18 protein-coding genes are annotated in these 19,614 nt (G+C 52.4%); 14 read left to right on the forward strand and 4 right to left on the reverse strand.

What is annotated here, in order from left to right:
* Nucleotides 1-72 precede the first annotated feature (72 nt).
* The 5 genes from NST69_RS12450 to NST69_RS12470 all read left to right on the forward strand — a co-directional run bounded on the left by NST69_RS12450 (nt 73) and on the right by NST69_RS12470 (nt 5,728).
* Entirely contained in the window at nt 73-1,341 is a 1,269-nt protein-coding gene (locus NST69_RS12450; RefSeq protein ID WP_339256141.1) for an extracellular solute-binding protein, read from the forward strand.
* A 24-nt stretch (nt 1,342-1,365) separates the two neighbouring features.
* The gene (locus NST69_RS12455) at nt 1,366-2,241 is read left to right on the forward strand and encodes a sugar ABC transporter permease (RefSeq protein ID WP_036729248.1); all 876 of its coding nucleotides are present in this window, start codon (nt 1,366-1,368) and stop codon (nt 2,239-2,241) included.
* Nucleotides 2,242-2,251: 10 nt separating this feature from the next.
* Nucleotides 2,252-3,100: a carbohydrate ABC transporter permease gene (locus tag NST69_RS12460; RefSeq protein ID WP_342549452.1), complete on the forward strand. Its 849-nt coding sequence runs from the start codon at nt 2,252-2,254 to the stop codon at nt 3,098-3,100.
* A gap of 43 nt (nt 3,101-3,143) precedes the next feature.
* Nucleotides 3,144-4,253 carry a glycoside hydrolase family 172 protein gene (locus NST69_RS12465; RefSeq protein ID WP_342549453.1) on the forward strand — a complete coding sequence of 370 codons (1,110 nt, stop codon included), beginning with the start codon at nt 3,144-3,146 and terminating at the stop codon, nt 4,251-4,253.
* Between the two features lie 113 nt (nt 4,254-4,366).
* Nucleotides 4,367-5,728 carry an ABC transporter substrate-binding protein gene (locus tag NST69_RS12470; protein WP_342549454.1) on the forward strand — a complete coding sequence of 454 codons (1,362 nt, stop codon included), beginning with the start codon at nt 4,367-4,369 and terminating at the stop codon, nt 5,726-5,728.
* Nucleotides 5,729-5,908: 180 nt separating this feature from the next.
* On the opposite strand, the gene NST69_RS12475 is transcribed toward NST69_RS12470, so the two are convergent.
* A complete protein-coding gene (locus NST69_RS12475) occupies nt 5,909-6,580 on the reverse strand; it encodes a tetratricopeptide repeat protein (protein WP_339256151.1) in 672 nt (223 codons plus the stop codon).
* A gap of 293 nt (nt 6,581-6,873) precedes the next feature.
* On the opposite strand from NST69_RS12475, the gene NST69_RS12480 reads away from it, so the two are divergent.
* From NST69_RS12480 to NST69_RS12490, 3 genes are all read left to right on the forward strand, one after another.
* Nucleotides 6,874-7,875: an aldo/keto reductase gene (locus NST69_RS12480; protein WP_036729236.1), complete on the forward strand. Its 1,002-nt coding sequence runs from the start codon at nt 6,874-6,876 to the stop codon at nt 7,873-7,875.
* A 49-nt stretch (nt 7,876-7,924) separates the two neighbouring features.
* Nucleotides 7,925-8,287: a hypothetical protein gene (locus NST69_RS12485; RefSeq protein WP_342549455.1), complete on the forward strand. Its 363-nt coding sequence runs from the start codon at nt 7,925-7,927 to the stop codon at nt 8,285-8,287.
* Between the two features lie 199 nt (nt 8,288-8,486).
* Nucleotides 8,487-8,645, forward strand: a complete 159-nt coding sequence (locus tag NST69_RS12490) for a hypothetical protein (protein WP_209873214.1) — start codon at nt 8,487-8,489, stop codon at nt 8,643-8,645.
* A gap of 527 nt (nt 8,646-9,172) precedes the next feature.
* Here the strand turns inward: NST69_RS12490 and NST69_RS12495 are convergent.
* From NST69_RS12495 to NST69_RS12505, 3 genes are all read right to left on the reverse strand, one after another.
* Nucleotides 9,173-9,478 carry an HNH endonuclease signature motif containing protein gene (locus tag NST69_RS12495; RefSeq protein WP_209873217.1) on the reverse strand — a complete coding sequence of 102 codons (306 nt, stop codon included), beginning with the start codon at nt 9,476-9,478 and terminating at the stop codon, nt 9,173-9,175.
* 3 nt (nt 9,479-9,481) lie between these two features.
* Nucleotides 9,482-9,694: a hypothetical protein gene (locus tag NST69_RS12500; RefSeq protein ID WP_209873220.1), complete on the reverse strand. Its 213-nt coding sequence runs from the start codon at nt 9,692-9,694 to the stop codon at nt 9,482-9,484.
* Between the two features lie 183 nt (nt 9,695-9,877).
* A complete protein-coding gene (locus NST69_RS12505; RefSeq protein WP_342549456.1) occupies nt 9,878-10,960 on the reverse strand; it encodes a thermonuclease family protein in 1,083 nt (360 codons plus the stop codon).
* A 199-nt stretch (nt 10,961-11,159) separates the two neighbouring features.
* Here NST69_RS12505 and NST69_RS12510 point away from each other — a divergent pair, with 199 nt between their 5' ends.
* The 6 genes from NST69_RS12510 to NST69_RS12535 all read left to right on the forward strand — a co-directional run bounded on the left by NST69_RS12510 (nt 11,160) and on the right by NST69_RS12535 (nt 19,344).
* The gene (locus NST69_RS12510; protein WP_339256159.1) at nt 11,160-12,521 is read left to right on the forward strand and encodes an extracellular solute-binding protein; all 1,362 of its coding nucleotides are present in this window, start codon (nt 11,160-11,162) and stop codon (nt 12,519-12,521) included.
* Between the two features lie 99 nt (nt 12,522-12,620).
* Nucleotides 12,621-13,574: a sugar ABC transporter permease gene (locus NST69_RS12515; RefSeq protein WP_036729218.1), complete on the forward strand. Its 954-nt coding sequence runs from the start codon at nt 12,621-12,623 to the stop codon at nt 13,572-13,574.
* Complete coding sequence (locus NST69_RS12520; RefSeq protein ID WP_036729216.1) at nt 13,571-14,434, forward strand: carbohydrate ABC transporter permease; 864 nt, start codon at nt 13,571-13,573, stop codon at nt 14,432-14,434. The genes NST69_RS12515 and NST69_RS12520 overlap by 4 nt, the downstream gene beginning before the upstream one ends.
* A gap of 187 nt (nt 14,435-14,621) precedes the next feature.
* On the forward strand, nt 14,622-16,349 hold the full coding sequence (locus tag NST69_RS12525) for a sensor histidine kinase (protein WP_036729213.1): 1,728 nt from the start codon (nt 14,622-14,624) through the stop codon (nt 16,347-16,349).
* 14 nt (nt 16,350-16,363) lie between these two features.
* Nucleotides 16,364-17,731 (forward strand): extracellular solute-binding protein, encoded by a 1,368-nt coding sequence (locus tag NST69_RS12530; RefSeq protein ID WP_036729212.1) that lies wholly within the window; start codon nt 16,364-16,366, stop codon nt 17,729-17,731.
* A gap of 17 nt (nt 17,732-17,748) precedes the next feature.
* Complete coding sequence (locus NST69_RS12535; RefSeq protein ID WP_342549457.1) at nt 17,749-19,344, forward strand: response regulator; 1,596 nt, start codon at nt 17,749-17,751, stop codon at nt 19,342-19,344.
* The last annotated feature ends 270 nt before the right edge of the window (nt 19,345-19,614 follow it).

Consider the following 19,614-nt stretch of genomic DNA (forward strand, 5'->3'; position numbering starts at 1 on the left):
TTCCCGTTCCCGGTAAAGTTAGTATACTGATCGTGTAAAGCGCTTACAGGATAAACACAGGGAGGTTAAGGCATGAAAAAATGGTCTTCTCTACTGATGGCAGGCTCGCTGTCACTGGCAGTATTAACGGCCGGATGCTCGAACGGAGGCTCTAATGCAGGAAGCGGCGCGAACAGCGCGGATTCCGGTGCAGCAGGCGGCAAGGATGAAATTACGCTCTATACCATTCAATCCACCAACCCGAATTTTCAGGCCTGGCTGGAGGAAGCGCAGGAGAAAAGCGGGGTCAAAATCAACTGGGTCGCCGCGCCGACCGATTCGGATACCCGCCAGCAGAAGATTTCCACGATTCTTTCTTCCGGGGACAGTACGGTGGACATTCTGGAAGTCAATGATGAAATGGCTACGTCTTTCAAAAACGCCGGTTGGTTGGACCCGCTGCAGGATACGGTGCTGACAGAGGATATTATGAAGCAGCTTCCGCAGGGCTACATGAAGGATATGCTGACCTCCGCTAAAGGCGATGTGCTCGGCGTGCCAAGCTATACAGGGTATCTCGGACTGTGGATCGACCAGAAGAAGCTGGATGCGGCCGGGATGACCTCGATCGAAACCAAGGAGGATTTTGAAAAGTTCCTGAAGGCTTCGACCAAGGACGGGCAGTACGGGTACGGTGGCTCCTGGGAAAAGACTTACGTCTTCAACGAAATTGCCACCTTCGTCAATTTGTTCGGGGGCGACTACTACGATTGGACCAATGAGAACAGCCGGGAGGCGGTCAAGTTCATGTATGACATGGCCAACACGTGGAAGGTAACGCCGGTCGATCAGATCGCGGACAAATATGAGCAGATGAACCAGAAGTTTATCGACGGCAAATACGCCTCAGTGTTCATGTGGGGGACAGGTACGGATTATAAGCAGGCGAACCGGTATGGTCCCGACCAAATCCATATGGTCAATATGCCTAAGTTTGCGAAACGCAGCATTTTCACGGATTCCTGGAGCTATGTGCTGAATTCGGCTTCCAAAAACAAAGCGGCGGCGATCAAATTTCTGAAGTACGCAGCCAGCGAGGACGGCGAGTTGAACAGCTGGAAGAATTTTGACCGCTACCCGGCCAGAGCAGATGTTGCTGCAAACGAAGCCGTGACCGGCGATATTAAGGACATCTATACAGAAATTCAGTCCACCAATGAGGTTCACGGACGCCCTATGCTGCCGCAGACAATGGAGTTCATCGCCGAGATGGGCACGCTGTTCCAGAACTATATTCAGGATAAAATCACGCTGGACGAATTCTGCCAAAAAGCGCAGGATGCGGTTGAACGTTACCAGTAATGCCGCAGGAAAGGGGCGCTGTCCATGTATGCCAGCCGAAAATACTGGGTGATAGCGTGGATGCTAGTGCTCCCCGCGCTGATCATCCGGGTGTTCACCACGATCTATCCCATCATTGAAACGTTCCGCATCAGCCTGTATGATGTCAAGCTGCTGCGGGGGATTCACGAGTTCGTTGGCTTCGATAATTTTATTCAGTTGTTTCAGGATTCCAAGGTCATCACTTCTATTGAATTTACAGCTATATTCGTTGCAGGCTCCATGCTCGGCCACATCGTGCTCGGCATTGCGCTGGCGCTAATTCTCAACATGAAATTCGCCGGACAAAAGGTACTGCGGACAATTGTGCTGCTGCCCTGGGCCATGCCTATGGTGGTCATCGCTATGGCCTCGAAGTGGGCGTTCAATAACGAGTACGGGCTGATTAATGATTTTGTCCGCTGGTTTAACCCTGGCTTTACGCTGGACTGGCTGATCCATACGAATACGGCGCGTTTTGCGGTTATTGCCGTTGATCTGTGGAAGGATCTGCCCTTCTTCGCCATTCTGGTGTTGGCCGGACTGCAGTTTATATCTTCGGAAATGTATGAAGCGGCTAAAATCGACGGTGCAGGCCCGGTCCGTTCCTTCTTCAGCATCACCCTGCCGCTGCTGTCACGCAACATTCTGATGCTGAGCATTTTCTTTACCATGTGGCGGATTACGTCCTTTGATGTCGTGTATGCGATGACGAGCGGGGGACCCGGGGAGAGCACGGCACTGATCGCCTACCGGGTAACGACCGAGGCATTTACGAATCTCAACACGGGCTATGCTGCCGCCATTGCGGTCGTACTGTTTCTGGTCATGGCCTTGCTCAGCGGGCTCAGCATGTCGGCCGCCAAGCGCGTAGATTACTAAGGAGCGATGTATGATGACCACTCACAACCACAGACCGCTGCCGCTCACCCTGCTCATGTGGGGACTGGCGCTGATCGTTGCCTTTCTGATTCTTTTTCCGCTCTGGTGGATTTTTATTTCGTCTATTACCCCGGCGGGGGAGCTGTTCTCGAAACCCATTAAATACTGGCCGGACCATCCGACACTTGCCAGCTACCGCTACCTGATTGAGAACGTGGGACTGCTGCCGAAAATCTGGGATACTGCCATTATCGTCGGGCTGTCGATTCTGATCGGGATGATCGTGTCCGTGATGGCTGCCTTCAGCTTCGCCCGGTTCCGCACCAGGGGGCTTGCCATTGCCACCGGCTTCCTGCTGGCCTCCATGCTGATTCCCGACGTCGTCACCGCCCGGCCGCTGTACGATTTCCTGCGCAGCGTGCATCTGTACGATACGCATACCGGACTGATTATTTTGTATATCAGCGGCATTCTTCCGTTCACCATTCTGATTCTGCAAAACTATCTGAACGATATCCCGGTTTCGATCGAGGAGTCGGCGGCGATTGACGGGTGCGGATTTGTCCAGTCACTGATTTACGTTACCGTTCCGCTGCTCCGTCCGGCGCTGGCGACAGTGTGTATCGTCAACTTTATTACCTGCCTGAATAACTTCTTCACACCGCTGTTCTATTCTAACGGAATCTCGGTGCTGTCCACGGCCATTACACAGCTGCCGCTTAGAGACAATATGTATGCCGTGCCGTGGGATCTGGTCAGCGCGATGGGATGGATTATTATTTTGCCGATTATCTTCTTCGTAGCGATCTTCCAGAGACAGATTATGGAGGGAATTATGGCCGGCGGAGTTAAAGGCTGATTAGCTGATGATTAGAAAAAGAAAATGAGAGGAGTCTGTTACTATGGTTGAACATCCGTTTCTGGGAGGGCTGTCGGCGCTTCCCCTGCTTAAAGCCGGCCGCAGCCGGGCCGTTAACGCAGAGAATCCGAAAGGGGAGAAGGGCAAGGGAGGCATGGCGGCCAGCCATCTCGGCCCTTCCCGCAAAGGCTCGCCCTGCAGCCGGGACGTAGCGCCCGGCGCCACTGCCCTGCTCGCCGATATCGAAGGTCCCGGAATTATCGAGCATATCTGGATTACTGTCACCGACCGGACGGAAGCGGACACCTATGTCTTAAGGGATCTGGTGCTGCGTATGTATTGGGACGATGAGAAGGAGCCTTCTGTCGAAAGCCCCCTCGGCGATTTCTTCTGTAACGGCTTTGGAAGAGGTTGCAACGTCAATTCCCAGGCCATTGTCGTCAATCCGACACGGGGCTTCAACTGCTACTTCCCGATGCCGTTCCGGCGCAAAGCAAGAATTGAAATCGAGAACCAGCATGAAGCGCCTATTCCGGCCCTTTTTTACCAGATCGATTATTGCCTGCATGATGAGCTGCCTGAGCAGACTGCCTATTTCCACGCCCAGTGGAGACGGCAGCGGATCACGAGCAAAGCGGAGGATTACGTTATTCTTGATAACGTGAAGGGCCGCGGACAGTACGTGGGAACCTATATTGCGCTGACGACTCTGGAGCGGTATTGGTGGGGAGAAGGCGAATTGAAGATGTACATTGACGGAGACGACGAATATCCGACGATCTGCGGCACGGGGATGGAGGATTACTTCGGAGGCGCCTGGAGCTTTGCGACACAGCAGGACGGCAAGACCGTGGAGAACACATACTGTACGCCTTACATGGGATACCCGTATTATTCCGCTCACGATGAGGAGATTCATAATTTCTATCATAACGACGACGCGCCGCCGATGCGCGGGTTCTACCGTTGGCATATTCTGGACCCGATCCGGTTTCAGGAGGACCTTAAAGTGACGGTGCAGCAGATCGGAGTCTATAAAAAAGGCCTGTTCGAGCGTCAGGACGATGTGGCCTCGGTTGGCTACTGGTATCAGAGGGAGCCGCACCAGCCTTTCGGGCCGCTGGCGTCCAAGGAAGAGCGTTGGCCTAGATAAGGCGCAGGCCGAGATAAAGAGCAGGTAAATATTTCTTCGTATCTTCCCGCTGGGAATGGCGTTTATACTGGTTGTAAAGACAGCCAGCTTGCGTCGAAGGGGGAGATGATGCGATGAGATCCAGGCGGGCGATGATGAGATCCAGACGAGAGATAATGAGTTCCAGGCAGGTGATGCTAATCGCAGTCATGCTCCTGCTCACTGTTGCAGTGACGGCCTGCGGGGGAAGAAACGGCGTCGTCTATGAGTCAGATGCCGGGAGAACTCAGGTGGAAGATGCCGGGAACTCCGGGCGGCCGCTGAAAATCTTCAACTTCAAGGTGGAGATGGCGGAGCAATTGAATGCGCTGACGCAGCAGTATCAGGAAGAAACCGGCGTGCCCATTGAGCTGGATACCTGCGGCGGGGGCTGCGATTACAGCGCGGAGCTGAAGACGAGGTTTAACTCCGGCGACAAGCCCGATCTGTTCTTCGTGGCCGGGTATACGGATCTTGATCTCTGGGAGGAGTACCTGGAGGATCTGAGCAGTGAACCGTGGGCGGAGGAGATACAGGAGCTGGCCAGACCCGCCACAATGAAGGACGGGCGGATCTACGGGATGCCGCTTGCTATGGAAGGCTGGGGGTTTATTTACAACAAGACCCTGTTCCGCAAGGCGGGTATTGAAACCCCGCCGGTGACGCTCAGCGGGCTGAGAGCAGCGGCGGAGCAGCTTCAAGCGGCCGGCATCCGGCCGTTCGAGAACGGCTATGCGGAATGGTGGGTACTCGGCAATCACCTGCTGAATACCGCCTTTGCCCTGCAGCCTGATCCGGCGGAATTTATTGATGAGGTCAGCAGCGGCAGTGCCAAGCTGACCGGTAACAGCATATTTGACAGCTGGCTGGATCTGATTGACCTCACCCTGGAATATGGTCAGGCGGCGCCGCTACAGACGGATTACTATACCCAAGTGATGCATTTTGCCAAGGGTCAGGCAGCGATGATGCAGCAGGGGAGCTGGACACAGCTGCAGCTGGACAAGCTGGCCCCGGGTCTGGACATCGGCTTCCTGCCCATGCCGGTGAACGATGACAGCGCTAAGATGGATAAGCTTCAGATCGGGGTGGCGAATTACTGGGTCGTGCTTAAGAACTCGGTGATGAAGGAGGAGGCCAAGGCGTTCTTGCGCTGGCTGGCCAGCTCTGAAGCTGGCAAGAAGTTCGTCGTGGACGATGCTCGGCTGATTCCCGCTCTTAAGAGCATACCGGTCCCGGAAGGCCGATTAGGACCACTCGCTGACGACATTATGTCGTACATGAAGGCCGGCAAGACACTTCCCTGGCTATGGCAGCGCTACCCGGGATACGAGGCAACCACCTCGCAGATGAGTGTGCAGATGCAGGCTTACATCGGCGGCCAGATCGGCCGCGAGAAGCTGCTGGCTGAATTCCAGCGGATCTGGGATACGGCACGGGGGGGTTACAGCAAATAATATTTTTAGAGAAATCCTGCAAAATGTGCAACAATGCTCTCCATACAAGCGACTGGTGAGAGAGTATGAACTTCAGAGCGTATGTGAAAACCAAATACCTGGAAAATAGCATAATAGCCTCCAGTCTCCACAATTCAGTGGGACCGGAGGCTATTTGTGCTGGAAATATAGCGAAGATACCTAACGCAGCTTCGCAAAATAACTGCGCAGCGCCCAGCCGCGTTCCTGGCGTTTCTTGTATTTGGGCAAGGAACGGTAGACGGCAAGCGATTCCTCAAAAGCGCGCTTGGCATCGTCTGTCCGGCCCAGTGTCTTGTACATGGAGCCGGCCAGATAATAGGCTTCGCTGGAGGAGGTCTGGATCTCCTGGAATTGGCTCACATAATGGAGCGCCTTGTCCTGGTCGATATGCCGGAAGGTCTCGGCCAGACGGAGGTAAGGCTGTCCATATTGGGCTCTGCGGTTGATCTCAAGGCCTTGAAGCATCTGGGCTTCGCCTTCGGCAAGCTGGCCCAGCTTGAGGTTGGCGTATCCGAGCTCCACCCAGTATTCAGCCGAGGTCTCATAACGGTCGGCGATGGCCGTCAGCAGCTCCTTGGCCTCGCTGTAGCGCTTGCGCTCAATCAGCAGCCGGGCCAGATCGAATTTGGCGGTGACATCGTTCGGGTTCTGGGCAATGGCCGTCCGCAGCCTGGACATCTGGCGGCTGCGGCGGAAAGGCTTGGAGAAGCTGGGTAGAATGCCGACATAACGGCGGTCTACGAAATATAGAACGACGAGCAGAATGATTAGGGCCAGAAAGGGATTGCCGAGCAGACGGTACAGCAGCAGGAAACCTAGAATTTTAATCATGAATATGAATTCCCTCCATTACTTTTGTGGTTCATTTGTGCTTCCTGCAAATTGGATACGAATAGGCAGGGTAATTATACCATATCAACCTTTTTAGAGGCCACGATAAAAGAGACTGGGGGTCGGTTATCCAGTTCCAGGTGATCCATAAGCCCCCAGCTCCTGCCTGCACTGCTGTCATTGACAGGCTGCTGCCGAAGTCATAAGCTTTGTGTACAGTCAGATTGTCTCATCGCTAGATTAGCTCTTATATAACAGTGTATTCAACTAACACTTGGAAAGAAGGATGAACCGTGGAGACATTGGCAAGCAAGGTACAGCTGCGACCTCTGGGACGCTCTGAGCTATCGGTATCTCCGCTTGGCCTGGGCTGCTGGCAGTTCAGCCGGGGAAGCGGAATCGTAGGCCGCTACTGGAGCAATATCACAGACGCGGATATTCTGGATATCGTACGGGTCAGCCTGGAAGGCGGCATGAACTGGGTGGATACCGCAGAAATCTATGGTGGAGGCAAATCGGAGGAAGCATTGGCTCATGTGCTGGATCAGCTTCAGCAGGAAGGCAACCCGCATGCGGCTCCGCTGATTGCCACTAAATGGTGGCCGATGCTGCGGACAGCAGGCTCGATTACCTCCACAATTGATCAGCGGATTGCTTGCCTGGGCGGCAGAGGCATTGATCTGTACCAGATCCACCAGCCGTTCTCCTTATCCTCGATTGCCAGTGAGATGAAAGCAATGGCGGGACTGGTACAGGCCGGCAAAATCAGGTATGTCGGGGTAAGCAATTACTCAGCTAAGCAGATGGTGGAAGCGCACCGTATCTTGCAGACCTACGGACTTACCCTGGTCTCCAATCAGGTCAAATACAATCTGCTGCACCGCAGCATCGATCAGAACGGCATCATGGCTGCGGCCAAGGAGCTGGGTATCTCGATCATCGCCTATTCCCCGCTCCAGCAGGGTATCCTGACGGGACGGTTCCACGCAGATCCGTCGCAGATTAAGGCAGTCTCGCGGTCCCGGCGGATGATGTCCGGCCTGGACGACAAGAGCCTGGCCCGCAGCAAGCCGTTGATCACCTCCCTGACCGCACTGGCTGACAAATATGGGTGTACACCGGGACAGATTGCGCTTAATTGGCTGATTCATTATCATGGCGACACCGTAGTTGCGATTCCCGGCGCTTCCAAGGTCCGTCATGCCCGGGAGAATGTCGGCACCATGACCTTCCGGCTGGAGCCGGAGGAGCTGGAGCTGCTGAATGAGGCCTCCTGGGCTGCCTTGAAGAAGTGACCCGGCATTCGGGCAGCTCTTCATTAACTCAAACGGGGAGTGAACTGGAATGAATGAGAAATGCTGGCTGGTTGTCCAATATCCCTTGAAGAGTCTGCAAGGGAGCCAGCGCGATCAATGGTTAAGGGATAAAGTCACGGAATACCTGAATCTCTTTTTAGCGGATGCGGAGCTTGGCTATGTAGACGGGTCTGAGATGGGCAAAACGGTATCAGACCCGCAGCAATTTGTACTTAATATCTTTTGTGTCATTACGGATGAACAACGGGGTATAGCTCTGATCAAAAAAGTATTAAGAGAGCATAGGCTTGATTATACCCGGATCAAACTGGCCACGATGCCCTTTGAGGGCGGAGGAACCTATACGCTGAAATATGCCGCTAAGAAAGGCGTGACTGATTTTTCGTTATAGCCATTATTTAGTCGGGTTGATGAATGAATAGGATGATACTCAGCAGCGGACCCGGACTTTGGTTTTCAAGTCCGGGTCCGCTATTTCCATTTTTCTGAGATAAAACTGTTTAGGACTGGAAAGAGCGGTTTATATAAGGGATAAGATGCTTCGCACTCACGCAAATAAGGTGAAGATTATGGAAGGAGGTTGAACTTCAATGAGTATGAGCGTACATAACCTTATGGCTTTTAATCATCAGTTTTTTAGACCTCAGCCCGTTGTCCATCCCAAAGCGCAGAGACAGGAAGACAAAGTCCAGAGCTTTCAGGAGGTCCTTAACGAGAAGCTGAGCAGCTATGGCGACATGAAGAAATAAGCAAGCAATAGAGCCGCAGAACTATTTTATGCAGAAGACATCGCAGCAAATCATAGAACCTTCAGCAAAAAGGTGCCTCCCGCAACTCGGAAGGCACCTTTTTGCTGCTTAAGAATTATTATCAGGAGTATATCAGATTTCACCGGTTAAGGCAGAATGTATGCTAAAAACAAAATACAATCGGCTGGTATAAGGCATATGGTCAGAATGTATGTGAAAAACAGCATACATTGTGCTCGCACGCAGACGCATGATCCGAATGTATGCGAAAAACAGTATACATTGTGTTCTCAAGCAGGCATATGGTCAAAATGTATGTGAAAAACAGTATACATTGTGCTCGCACGCAGGTCATCCTAAGCCTCTGCTAGGATGTCTTGTTAAGAACAGAATGTCTATGTTTCACGCTGTACATTATCCTTGTGTTTCTCGCGAAAACGATACCGCCCTTAGAAGGGCGGCAAAGCATTTTCCAGTTGCTGCGCTTTGCACCTCAGAGCACCAGCATCATCCTGCCATCCGGCAGATTAACGTTTGCTTCGAACGCGCTTTGATTTACGCAGCTTGGGTTCGGAGCCCGGCGCCTGCCGCATGATCCATTTCAGATAAGCGGCAATCTGCGGGTCGCTGCGCAGTCTCTCCAGTGTCGTAAGGCCAAGAACAACGAGATCGCTGTTGGTATACAAGGCATGAATCTGCCGGTGGCAAGCCTTGCACAGAAGGGCAGTCGGGAGCAGGCTGCCGCCTTTCTCGCGGGGGATCAAATGATGAACGGTAGTTGCAAGAGGAGAACGGCCGCACAGCTCACACGTGTCCAAGGCCCGGGCAGTCATATCTTAAGGCCGGACTTCGAAGAATTCACAACGGCTGCGCGAATAATAGGTTAGATCACTGACCCGCGACTGGATCACAACATCCGAATCCGTGAACCGCACTATAGTAGCGCCGGAATTCACCAGATGGTCATCCTGGAAGACGCGGACGGGCAGCTTGCGGTCAATCGCTTCCTGCAGATCCTGGTCAGTGAGTAGTGGTCGGTTGATGGGCATGGAATAAATCTCCTTTAGATAGGGATAACTGCTGCTTCAGCAATTATATCATTTGATAGATTTTAGTTCGACCTATGAAGGAACTGAATGCTAATAATATTGCGATTGTAGATTGGATTAAAATTGATGATGTGATACGAGAAGTACATAACAAAACCCCGGATAGTTATTCCGGGGTTAAATCTATTCACACGCTACTCCGTCACCATCTTTATCAAGCTTTCTAGAGTATCCAGGCTCTCCGGCATAGATCGGCGCAGCACCGGCTGCTCTCACGGCAGAACAGTTCTTGTAGTAAACATCTTGAACTGGTTGCGGGGTTGCTTTTGGTTTCGGTTTTTTAGTAGTTGCAGGTTTTTGAGTTTTAGCTGGAACAGGTTTTTTAGTAGCGGTAGGCTTCGGTGTGGCTGTGGGCTTAGGTGACGGTTTAACTGTGGCAGTTGGCTGGATAGTAGCTTTAGCCACAACGGTATCATCATATCCTTTATCAGTTGCGTAATCTTTTAAGCTCCATATCCCTAATTTTGCTGCTTGAGCTTTTTTCTGGATAGACCTGAACTGATCAACATTTTTCACATTCGGCTGAAAGACAGCGACTCGTGCAAGACCTTTCTCCAGCAGCAATTCATTTACCATTTTATCATCGATATAGGCGTAAGCAAGGAGACGGCTGTACTGGTCGCGTTCGGATACATCGAATTCAAGTCTGACTGTATTATCCGTAAGCAACTTTGTTATAAACGCACTCGCCTCTGGCCCGAAGGGCTGTACAGGTTTTGTTTCAGGAGTGTCGATTAGAAGGAGCCGCACCTTTTCAGACTTTCCGTCTAATTTGACTGTAAAGGTATCACCATCAGTAACAGCGGTGACCTTTGCTTCAATGGCATTTGCATTCATAGACAAGCTGGCAAGTTCAGCATTCTTCTGAGTTGTTTCAGATTTAAGTACATAAGTGTCAAGAACTTCCGTGTGGTCATCAGTCTTATTAGTAGCTTGTTCCAAGGGAGAGGCTTTTGGAATTGCAATCACGAACAAAATAAAAAATATAATAAACATAACAGCAGAATACTTGGTAATTGTTTTTCGATTTCCCCAGCGAACAATGGTCGGCTTAAACATTCCAACGAACCAAAAAATAATTACAGCAAGTGATGCAAGAAGAAAGTTCATCCCTAAGGCTTCTCTCAAGGACATGCCTGTAAAAATAGCAATTTCTAATAAAGCGATGATTCCGATGGAAATCAGAAGCTTTTTTGATCTAAACATTAAAATCCCCCTTTGTACGTCTACCTTTTAAACTATCGGTAATTTACAATGATTTGTAAATACTGTAAGGATAAAAACTCTCCTAATTTAGAATCGTAAGTATTTCCACCATAAATCGGCAATATGCCTCCTCAAAAAAAACAGTGGCCTACGGTACACTGAATCTTGTAAAAGAAACCTTTGAGAGGGGTACAGAGGAATGAAAAAAACAAAGAACCTGGCGCTGGCGCTGGTCTCCATCATGCTCATGAGCTCACTTGCGGCGTGCGGAGGAAGTAACAACGGCGGCAACAAGGCTGCCGAAGGGAATTCAGGTAACAAGGGAGAAAGTACAGCAGCACCCGCAGCTGAAGGAGACAAGACAGAGCCAGCAGAGAAGGTCGAACTGTCGTTCTGGACGCTGGGCAACGTGAACTATGAAGAGCTGGCGGCTGCCTACACTAAGGAACACCCTAACGTAACCATTAAAATTCAGAATACCGGTGACCAGACGGCTCACCACAACAATCTGACCACAGCACTCTCGGCGGGTTCAGGCGCACCTGATATTTTCCAGCTTGAGATCGGTTTCATGGAACGCTTCCTGGGAGCCCAGGACAAATTCTACAACCTGAATGACCTCGGAGCCAAAGACATCCAGGCCAACTATCTCGACTGGAAATGGAAGCAGGCTTCCTCCATCGACGGCAGCTTCCAGCTTGGACTTCCGACGGATATCGGCCCTACAGTAGTCTACTACCGTACTGACCTGGCTGAAGCCGCCGGCTTGCCGGCCGATCCTGAGGGCTTCGGCGCAGCCATCGATACATGGGACAAATTCGCTACGGTAGCGAAAGCGTTCAAAGACAAGACAGGCAAGTATTTCTCCGACTTGACCGACCTGACGTACAATGCGCTTCGTGACCAGTCGGCGGACGAGATCTATTTCAGCAAAGCAGACGGCAGCTTCATCGGCGATACCAATCCGCAAGTGAAGAAAGCGTATGACTTTACCGTTAAAGGCATTCAAGAGGGCTGGATCAGCAATGTCATGCTCTGGTCGCCTGAATGGGGCCAAGGCATGAACGATGGATCGTTCGCTGTCGTGATGGGTCCGGCCTGGATGGCCGGCAATATCAAGAGCAACGCACCGGACTCCTCCGGCAAATGGAGAATTGCCCAGCTTCCTGAGGGCGCCGGCAACTGGGGCGGTTCGTTCATCACGCTGCCGAAGGAAGGCAAGCACTCCAAGGAAGCCTATGATTTCATCCAGTGGCTCGTGAACAAGGATAACCAGCTGGAATCCTTCAAGACCAAAGGCCTGATGCCTTCTATCCCTGCACTGTACGAAGATCCTGCGTTCGTGGATTTCAAGGATGACTTCTTCGGCGGACAGCAGACGGCGGTGGAATTCGGCAAAGCGGCTAACCGCGTGAAGCCGGTATACTACGGACCGCTGCATGACCAGACCGATACCTTCTTCAAGAATGCACTGAAGAACGTGCTGGAGAAGAAAGCCGATCCGGCCAAAGAGTGGGACGATGCTGTCAAACAGTCAAAAACGCTTGCAGAACGCGGCTAACCTGTAATATGCGGGGAACAGACTTCCCCAAATGTCCGGATTCACGGAGTAATCTCTCTGTGAATCCGGATTTAGATATGAATTCTCTGGAGGTGTGACATGGCTGAGCCCGTAATTACGAGTCCGCATGCCGAGAGCAAACGACCTTTCTTCACTGAACAAAGACGGAGCCGCATCACTGCGTATACTTTCATTTCACCGTTCTTTATTCTGTTCTCGATATTCGGACTATATCCAATTTTCTTCACATTCTATTTATCGTTCTTCAAGTGGGATGCCTTAGGTCCAATGAAATACGTCGGCTTCAAAAACTTCGAGCTGATCACCACGGACCCGACCTTCTGGATCTCCTTCAGCAACACGCTGATTATGGGGCTGATGGGTACTGTGCCGCAGGTTATGCTGGCGCTGCTTCTGGCGGTGCTGCTGCATTCGGGGATGACCCGGTTCAAGAAGACCTTCCGCATCCTCTATTTCATGCCGAATATCACTTCGATCGTGGCGGTTACACTGGTATTCAGTACGCTGTTCGGTAATAACGGGATGATCAACTGGCTGCTTAACGGAATCGGGTTAGAGAGCATGGCCTTCAATTCCGGCTGGTGGGGGGTCAAAATTGCCATCTCCACGATGGTCATGTGGCGCTGGACGGGCTACAATGCGATCCTGTTCCTCTCGGGCCTGCAGAGTATTCCGATGGATCTGTATGAATCGGCCAAAATCGACGGGGCCAACCGCAGACAGCAGCTTTTCTTCATTACACTGCCCCTGCTTAAGCCGTTCATTATCTTCGTATCCCTGCAATCCACCATTGGTGCGCTGCAGCTCTTCACAGAGCCTTATGTCTTCCTCGGCCAATCCGGCACCGGATCTACCCGGCAGGAAGGGATTACGATGGTTACTTATTTGTACAGTGAGGCCTTCCGCAACGGCTTCTTCGGTACAGCGGCGGCTACAGCGGTTCTGCTGTTCCTCGTTACGATTCTGTTCTCTGTCCTCAATATGCTGATCTCCAGAGGCGGCGGCAGACAGACTGGAGGGAAAAAAGCGTGAGCACACTGCGTATGTTCAGAAAAAAACCGGATGATCTCGGCTTCTTCGGCAAGCTGGGCTTCTATCTTCTGCTGATTCTCGGAGCACTGGTCTCCATCTTCCCGTTCTATTGGATGTTTGTGGTCGGGACCAATGACAAGGGAGCTGTGTTCCATGTACCGCCGCTGCTCACCATCGGAGACCAGTTCTTCGAGAACTTCAAGCGGGTGCTGGACAAATCGGACTTCTTCCAGGCGCTTGGCAACTCGCTGTTCGTCTCGTCCATGGTGACGGTCTCGGTCGTGTTCTTCTGTACGCTGGCCGGGTATGCTTTTGCCAAATATGAATTCCCCGGTAAAAACGTGCTGTTCGTATTCGTTATTGCCACCCTGATCGTTCCGCAGCAGCTCGGCGTACTGCCAACCTATGTCATTATGGCCAAGCTTCACTGGATCGACAGCTTCAAGGCGCTGATTGTTCCGGCTATGGTCAATGCCTTCGGCATCTTCTGGATGCGGCAGTACATCTCCTCGGCCGTGCCTACCGAGCTGATTGAAGCCGGACGTATTGACGGAGGAGGCCACTTCCGGATTTTCTGGAGGATTGCCGTTCCGGTCATTACACCCGCGATGGCTACCCTGGGTATTCTGAATTTCATGACGGTATGGAATGACTTCTTCTGGCCGCTGGTGGTCTTGAAGAACAAGGAGCATTTCACGATTCAGATTGCATTGCAGCAGCTGTTCACTACACGTGACGGTCTTGATTACGGGATGATTATGTCCGCTACCTTCACGGCCACGCTGCCGCTGCTGGTTGTCTTCCTGCTGTTCAGCCGCTGGGTCATTGCCGGACTGACTTCAGGTGCCATCAAGAGTTAACTGTCTGTGTATTCAATAAGTAAGAGGATTTACAGAATGCTGTGAAGAATAATAATCAAGTGGAAACGGTTTTGCCGTCCTTTACAAGGACGGCATTCGTTTCAGCGAGAAATAGAAGGATAAGTTATCGTGTGAAACCTATGAATTCTTCTATTTGGACAGAGACCGCAGGAGGAAGGGACCCGTCATGAAGCTCCGCCGCAAAATCTTGTTCGCTATTATTCTTCTTGTATTCATTCCCGTGATTGTCATGGGGATTGTGACGTATGTGAATTATTCGAATGCTATGGAGAAGAAATCAAGTAATTTCTACTGGATCTCCCTGCTGGAGACGGACCGCAAGCTGAAGTTCGCCCTCAGTGAGATTTCATCGATCACCAATTCAGCTATTACGCAGCCTGCGATCCAGCAGTCGCTGAAGCAGCAGAATTTCGTCCTCACCTATGACCGCAAGCAGGAAATCAACAACCTGCTGATTAACCATCCGATGATCACCTCGTTCAGCCTGTACGGGAAAGACCGGCTGCTGTACCAATACAATGCGCCGATGTCTTTTGCGGATATGCACAAGCAGGTCTGGTTCGGAGCCATGGAGGCTGCCGAAGGGCGTCCTGTCTGGTCCGGTCCCGGAGAGAACGGCTCGGCCAGCGGCGATAAGCCGGTGCTGGTCCATGCCAGAGTGATTAAGGACTATTATTCGCTGGAGGATATCGGCTATCTGGTTGTATATGTGAAGCCGGATCTGCTTGATCAGATTTTCTGGGAGGCTGCGACCCTGAAGAAAGGGGATATCCTGCTGGTCAACAAGCAGGGCAATATCGTCTTTAACAAGTCCGGGGAGCATATCGGGGAACGGACGGATTTTCCTTTTTTGCAGGAGAATTATAACCAGGAGCAGGACTATTACATTGACAATTATCAAGGGGAGCGGTCACTGATCACTTTCCTGCCTTCACATAACGCGGACTGGTATCTGGCGGCCATTACGCCGATGAACCTGATCTCCTCTGAATCGGTCTCCATCCGCAATATTGCGATTATTCTCGGCATGGTGTCGCTGCTGTCGGCCTTCCTGTTCGACCGTTATTTCATCCGCAGGCTTGTCCGCAGCATTAACAGCGCCGTGAACGGCATGAAGCGGGTCAAGCAGGGGATCTTCACCCCGATTCCGGTACCGCTGCGGGCCAATGATGAGAGCGATTCCCTGATTGACGGCTTCAACCGGATGAGCTCGCAGATCAATGAGCTGATTGACCAGGTCCAGACCGAGCAGGGACGCAAAAAGGAAGCGGAGATGCAGGCGCTGATGGCCCAGATCAACCCGCATTTCATCTATAATTCACTGGAATCGATCAACTCCATGGCGGTGTTGGCAGGCAACCGGGATATCAGCAAAATGGTCATCTCGCTCGGCCGGCTGCTGCGGATCAGCATCAGCCAGAATCAGGAGCTGATCCCGCTGCAGATGGAGTTCGAGCATGTCCGCCATTACCTGGATATCCAGAAGTTCCGGTTCGAGGACAAATTCTCCTATGAGCTGGACTTGCCGGAGCCGCTGAAATACGTGATGACCCAAAAGCTGATTGTTCAGCCGATTGTGGAGAACGCTTTGTATCATGCCATTGAGCAGATGGAGGAGCACGGGACCATTACAGTCACCGCCCAGGAGAACGGCAAGGATATTATCATTATTGTGAAGGATAACGGGCCGGGCTTCGATCTTGAGGTGCTGATGAGCCAGTGGAACAAGGAGCGGAGCAATCCCAAGAAATACAGCGACAGCGGGGTTGGGCTGAAAAATGTGCATGAGCGCCTGAACATCCGCTTCGGCAATCCCTATGGCATTCTGGTCTGCTCCTCACCGGGCTTCGGATCAGCCATCTGCATCCGGATTCCGAGGATACAGCCGTCATGAGAGGGAGAAGCCAAATGAAAGATCAGCGACATGTGCTCCGATGGTTGACCAACTGGGGATGGATTCTCCTCTATATTGTGCTGATGTCCGGCGCCGTATGGTTCATTATGCAGGAGGACCGGGAGCAGATTGAGGATACTTCGCCCGAGAAGATCACATTGACCTTCCGGCATTTCTGGATCAAGGAGCATGACCGGCCGCTGCTGGCGATCTTCGAGGAGGTTGTGCGCAGCTACCAGGAGAGCCATCCGAATGTGAAGGTGAACTTCGAGGGGCTGGACCAGAATATCCACCGGGAGCAGAAGCTCAAGAGTGAGATGGTAACCGGCACACCGCCCGATATGTTCGTTCTGTTCGGCGGAGCGGAGATCGAGCCCTACGTGCGTTCAGCCCGGCTGATGGATCTGACCGATTTCACTGCCCAGAACGGTCTCAGCAACCAGTTCAAGGATCTGCATCTCTGGACGTTCAACAATCATATCTACGGACTGCCTATCGAGGGCAATGCGGAACCGCTCTATTACAATAAAAAAATCTTCACCAAGCTAGGCATTAATACTCCGGCTACGTTGGCCGAGCTGGATACGGTGATGGCGAAGCTGAAGGCAGCGGGGTATATCCCGTTTGCGCTGGGGAACGAAGACCGCTGGCCTGCGGGGATATTCGCCCATTATCTGATGGACCGCTACGCCGGACCGGAGTTGATTCAGAAGCTGGTTACTGGCGAGGATATGTCGAGCTTCCAGAACAGCGGCTACCTGGAAGCGTTCCGGCATCTGAACAGATGGGTGAAGGCAGGCTATTTCAGTGAGGACTCTAATGATACCTCCACCGAGGGTGCGGTCCGTCTGTTCACTGAAGGCAGGGCAGCCATGTATCTGAACGGCAACTGGGATATCAATTTATTCTCGGGGGACAATGCCCCGGACGATTTCCAGAGCCGGGTTGGAGTCATTCCCTTCCCCGCGCGGGAGGCCGGCACAGAGCCGTCTATCGCCGGAGGGTATACGATTGGCATCGGGCTGTCTTCGAGCCTCACCGGAGCGAAGCGGACAGCGGCACTTGAATTGATGAAGGGCTTCTATACGAAAGAGATTCAGACGCGGATTGTCTATGAGGGTCTCCGAATTCCGTCGATGCGGATTGCATTTGACCCGGAGAAGACCGGACCGGTCTTTGCCCAGGTGATGGATATGATGGAGGAGAATGAGCAGAGCTTCGTCCCGTATGACAATCTGTTATCGCCTGAAGTGAAGAAGACCTTCCTCAGTGTCATCGAGGAGATGATTGACGGAGGGCTGCAGGCGGAGCAGGCCTTGCAGCAGCTGCAGGATGCGTCCAAGCAGTATTGGAATCTGATCCGGAGTTCTTCGGGTCAATAAGCCTGGGGGTGTAAGTGATGAAGGAGCAGCAGGAGAAATATAAGGTACTGCTCGTAGATGATGAGCCGATTATACTGCGCAGCCTGAAGGTTGCGATTCCATGGGATGAGCTGGGCCTGAGCATTGTGGGGGAAGCGAAGAACGGGGAGGCCGCCTTGCAGCAGATTCAGCAGACCGCACCACACATCATTATCAGCGACATCCGCATGCCGGTGATTGACGGGATCACGCTGATGAAGGAGGTTCTGCCGCGCAGCGCCAAGCTGATCTTCATTTTCATCAGCGGCTACGGGGAATTCGAATATGCCAGGGAGGCCCTGCGGCTGGGGGCCTTTGATTACTTGCTGAAGCCGATTGACCATGACGAACTGGTGGAGATGCTTAAGCGGGCCAGGGAGCGCCTGAACCGCCAGAAGGAGAACGAGCAGCTAATGCTCTCGGTGCAGACCCTGTCGCTGCTGGCCCGCGAGCGCATGCTGGCCGAATTCACGCTGGGCAATCCGCGGCCGCTGCAGCACCTTGCGTGGCTGGAGAACAGCGAGCTGGAGGGAGAATACTTCATGGCCGTGGTCCGTCTGGACGACTACGCGGCCTTGACGGCGCAATGGAGCGCCGAGGAGAAGCGTCTGTGGCTGTTTGCCGTGCGCAATATCCTGGAGGAGTGGTCGCTTACGAACGGGGCTTTGTCTATCTTCCCGTTCTATAACGGAGAATGGATTCTGCTCTTCCCGGCCAGCCTGAATGATGATAAGCGGGAACTCGGGGAGCAGCTTATAGCCGGAATCAAGCGCTACTCCAAGCTGAACTGCTCTGTCGGCATCAGCAGAAGCACCAGCGGGATTGATCAGCTTAGCACGGTATACCCGTTAGCCTCCCAGGCGCTGTACCAGCGCTTCTATTCCGGTCAGGCCGGTGTCTTCCTGGAAGAGGAGACAGCAGCGGCAGGCAACCGCGAGGTGCAGTATCCGAAGGAGCTGGAGCTGTCGCTGCTTGAGAGCATCCGTACTCTGAATATGGAGCGGATGCTGACTCTTTTTGACGAGATGTCCGTTTTCATTGAAGCCCAGAGCTTGCCCCAGCCGCTGGCGGAGCGCCTGATGATTGAGATGAGTGTGGTGCTATACCGGCAATTCGAACATCTGAATACACATAATGACTGGTCCATTGAAGGGCTGTTCAGCAAGCTGAACGGACTGGGCACGTTGCCGGACATGATGAATGTCCTGAAGACCACCTTCCGCGACTGGCTGGAGCAGAGTCATAAGACCGCAGCCCGGGAGGACGGACGGAGTATCATTGAGAAGGTCCAGCGGTACATTGAATCCAATTACCATAAGGATCTCAGCATCGAGGAGGTATCCGAGGTGGCCGATCTCAGCATCAGCCATTTCTGCACCCTGTTCAAGCAAATCTCCGGCTACACGTTCCTCGAATTCGTCACCCACTGCCGGATGGAGAACGCCAAATACATTCTGCGCAGCAGCAATGTGAAAGTGTATCAGGTCGCACCGCTGGTCGGCTATCAGGACCCGAGATACTTCACCCAGGTATTCAAAAAAGCGACCGGCAAGACGCCCACAGAGTACCGTGAGGAGCATGTGAAGCAGGCTTAGCAGACCGGCAGGCAAGAAGCTGAGTAAACGCAGGATATACATAAAGGCCGGATAAGGAATCGGCCTAAGAGTCTGAGCAACTAAGAATCTAAGCACCTAAGCGACTAAGCACCTAAGCTAGTGGGTGCTTTTTTTGTCGTTCAAGGCGTTAATGCTGATTAATTTGCTACATCCTTGAAGAGTGGGATTAATCAAGAAATCTGGTGACGGGCAGCGGCCGGAAGTCCAAATGCTCACCGCAGTGACGGCGAAGCTTCAAGTTCAAAACTT

The organism is Paenibacillus sp. FSL P2-0089 (assembly GCF_038595095.1).
GTDB classification, from domain to species: domain Bacteria; phylum Bacillota; class Bacilli; order Paenibacillales; family Paenibacillaceae; genus Paenibacillus_AQ; species Paenibacillus_AQ silagei.

Coding starts and splice junctions, on each gene's coding strand:
- NST69_RS12475 (WP_339256151.1), bottom strand. CDS start 6,580: ATGATTAAAATTCTAGGTTTCCTGCTGCTGTACCGTCTGCTCGGCAAT.
- NST69_RS12525 (WP_036729213.1), top strand. CDS start 14,622: ATGAAGCTCCGCCGCAAAATCTTGTTCGCTATTATTCTTCTTGTATTC.
- NST69_RS12505 (WP_342549456.1), bottom strand. CDS start 10,960: ATGTTTAGATCAAAAAAGCTTCTGATTTCCATCGGAATCATCGCTTTA.
- NST69_RS12460 (WP_342549452.1), top strand. CDS start 2,252: ATGATGACCACTCACAACCACAGACCGCTGCCGCTCACCCTGCTCATG.
- NST69_RS12465 (WP_342549453.1), top strand. CDS start 3,144: ATGGTTGAACATCCGTTTCTGGGAGGGCTGTCGGCGCTTCCCCTGCTT.
- NST69_RS12490 (WP_209873214.1), top strand. CDS start 8,487: ATGAGTATGAGCGTACATAACCTTATGGCTTTTAATCATCAGTTTTTT.
- NST69_RS12450 (WP_339256141.1), top strand. CDS start 73: ATGAAAAAATGGTCTTCTCTACTGATGGCAGGCTCGCTGTCACTGGCA.
- NST69_RS12485 (WP_342549455.1), top strand. CDS start 7,925: ATGAATGAGAAATGCTGGCTGGTTGTCCAATATCCCTTGAAGAGTCTG.
- NST69_RS12455 (WP_036729248.1), top strand. CDS start 1,366: ATGTATGCCAGCCGAAAATACTGGGTGATAGCGTGGATGCTAGTGCTC.
- NST69_RS12515 (WP_036729218.1), top strand. CDS start 12,621: ATGGCTGAGCCCGTAATTACGAGTCCGCATGCCGAGAGCAAACGACCT.
- NST69_RS12500 (WP_209873220.1), bottom strand. CDS start 9,694: ATGCCCATCAACCGACCACTACTCACTGACCAGGATCTGCAGGAAGCG.
- NST69_RS12530 (WP_036729212.1), top strand. CDS start 16,364: ATGAAAGATCAGCGACATGTGCTCCGATGGTTGACCAACTGGGGATGG.
- NST69_RS12470 (WP_342549454.1), top strand. CDS start 4,367: ATGAGATCCAGGCGGGCGATGATGAGATCCAGACGAGAGATAATGAGT.
- NST69_RS12495 (WP_209873217.1), bottom strand. CDS start 9,478: ATGACTGCCCGGGCCTTGGACACGTGTGAGCTGTGCGGCCGTTCTCCT.
- NST69_RS12510 (WP_339256159.1), top strand. CDS start 11,160: ATGAAAAAAACAAAGAACCTGGCGCTGGCGCTGGTCTCCATCATGCTC.
- NST69_RS12535 (WP_342549457.1), top strand. CDS start 17,749: ATGAAGGAGCAGCAGGAGAAATATAAGGTACTGCTCGTAGATGATGAG.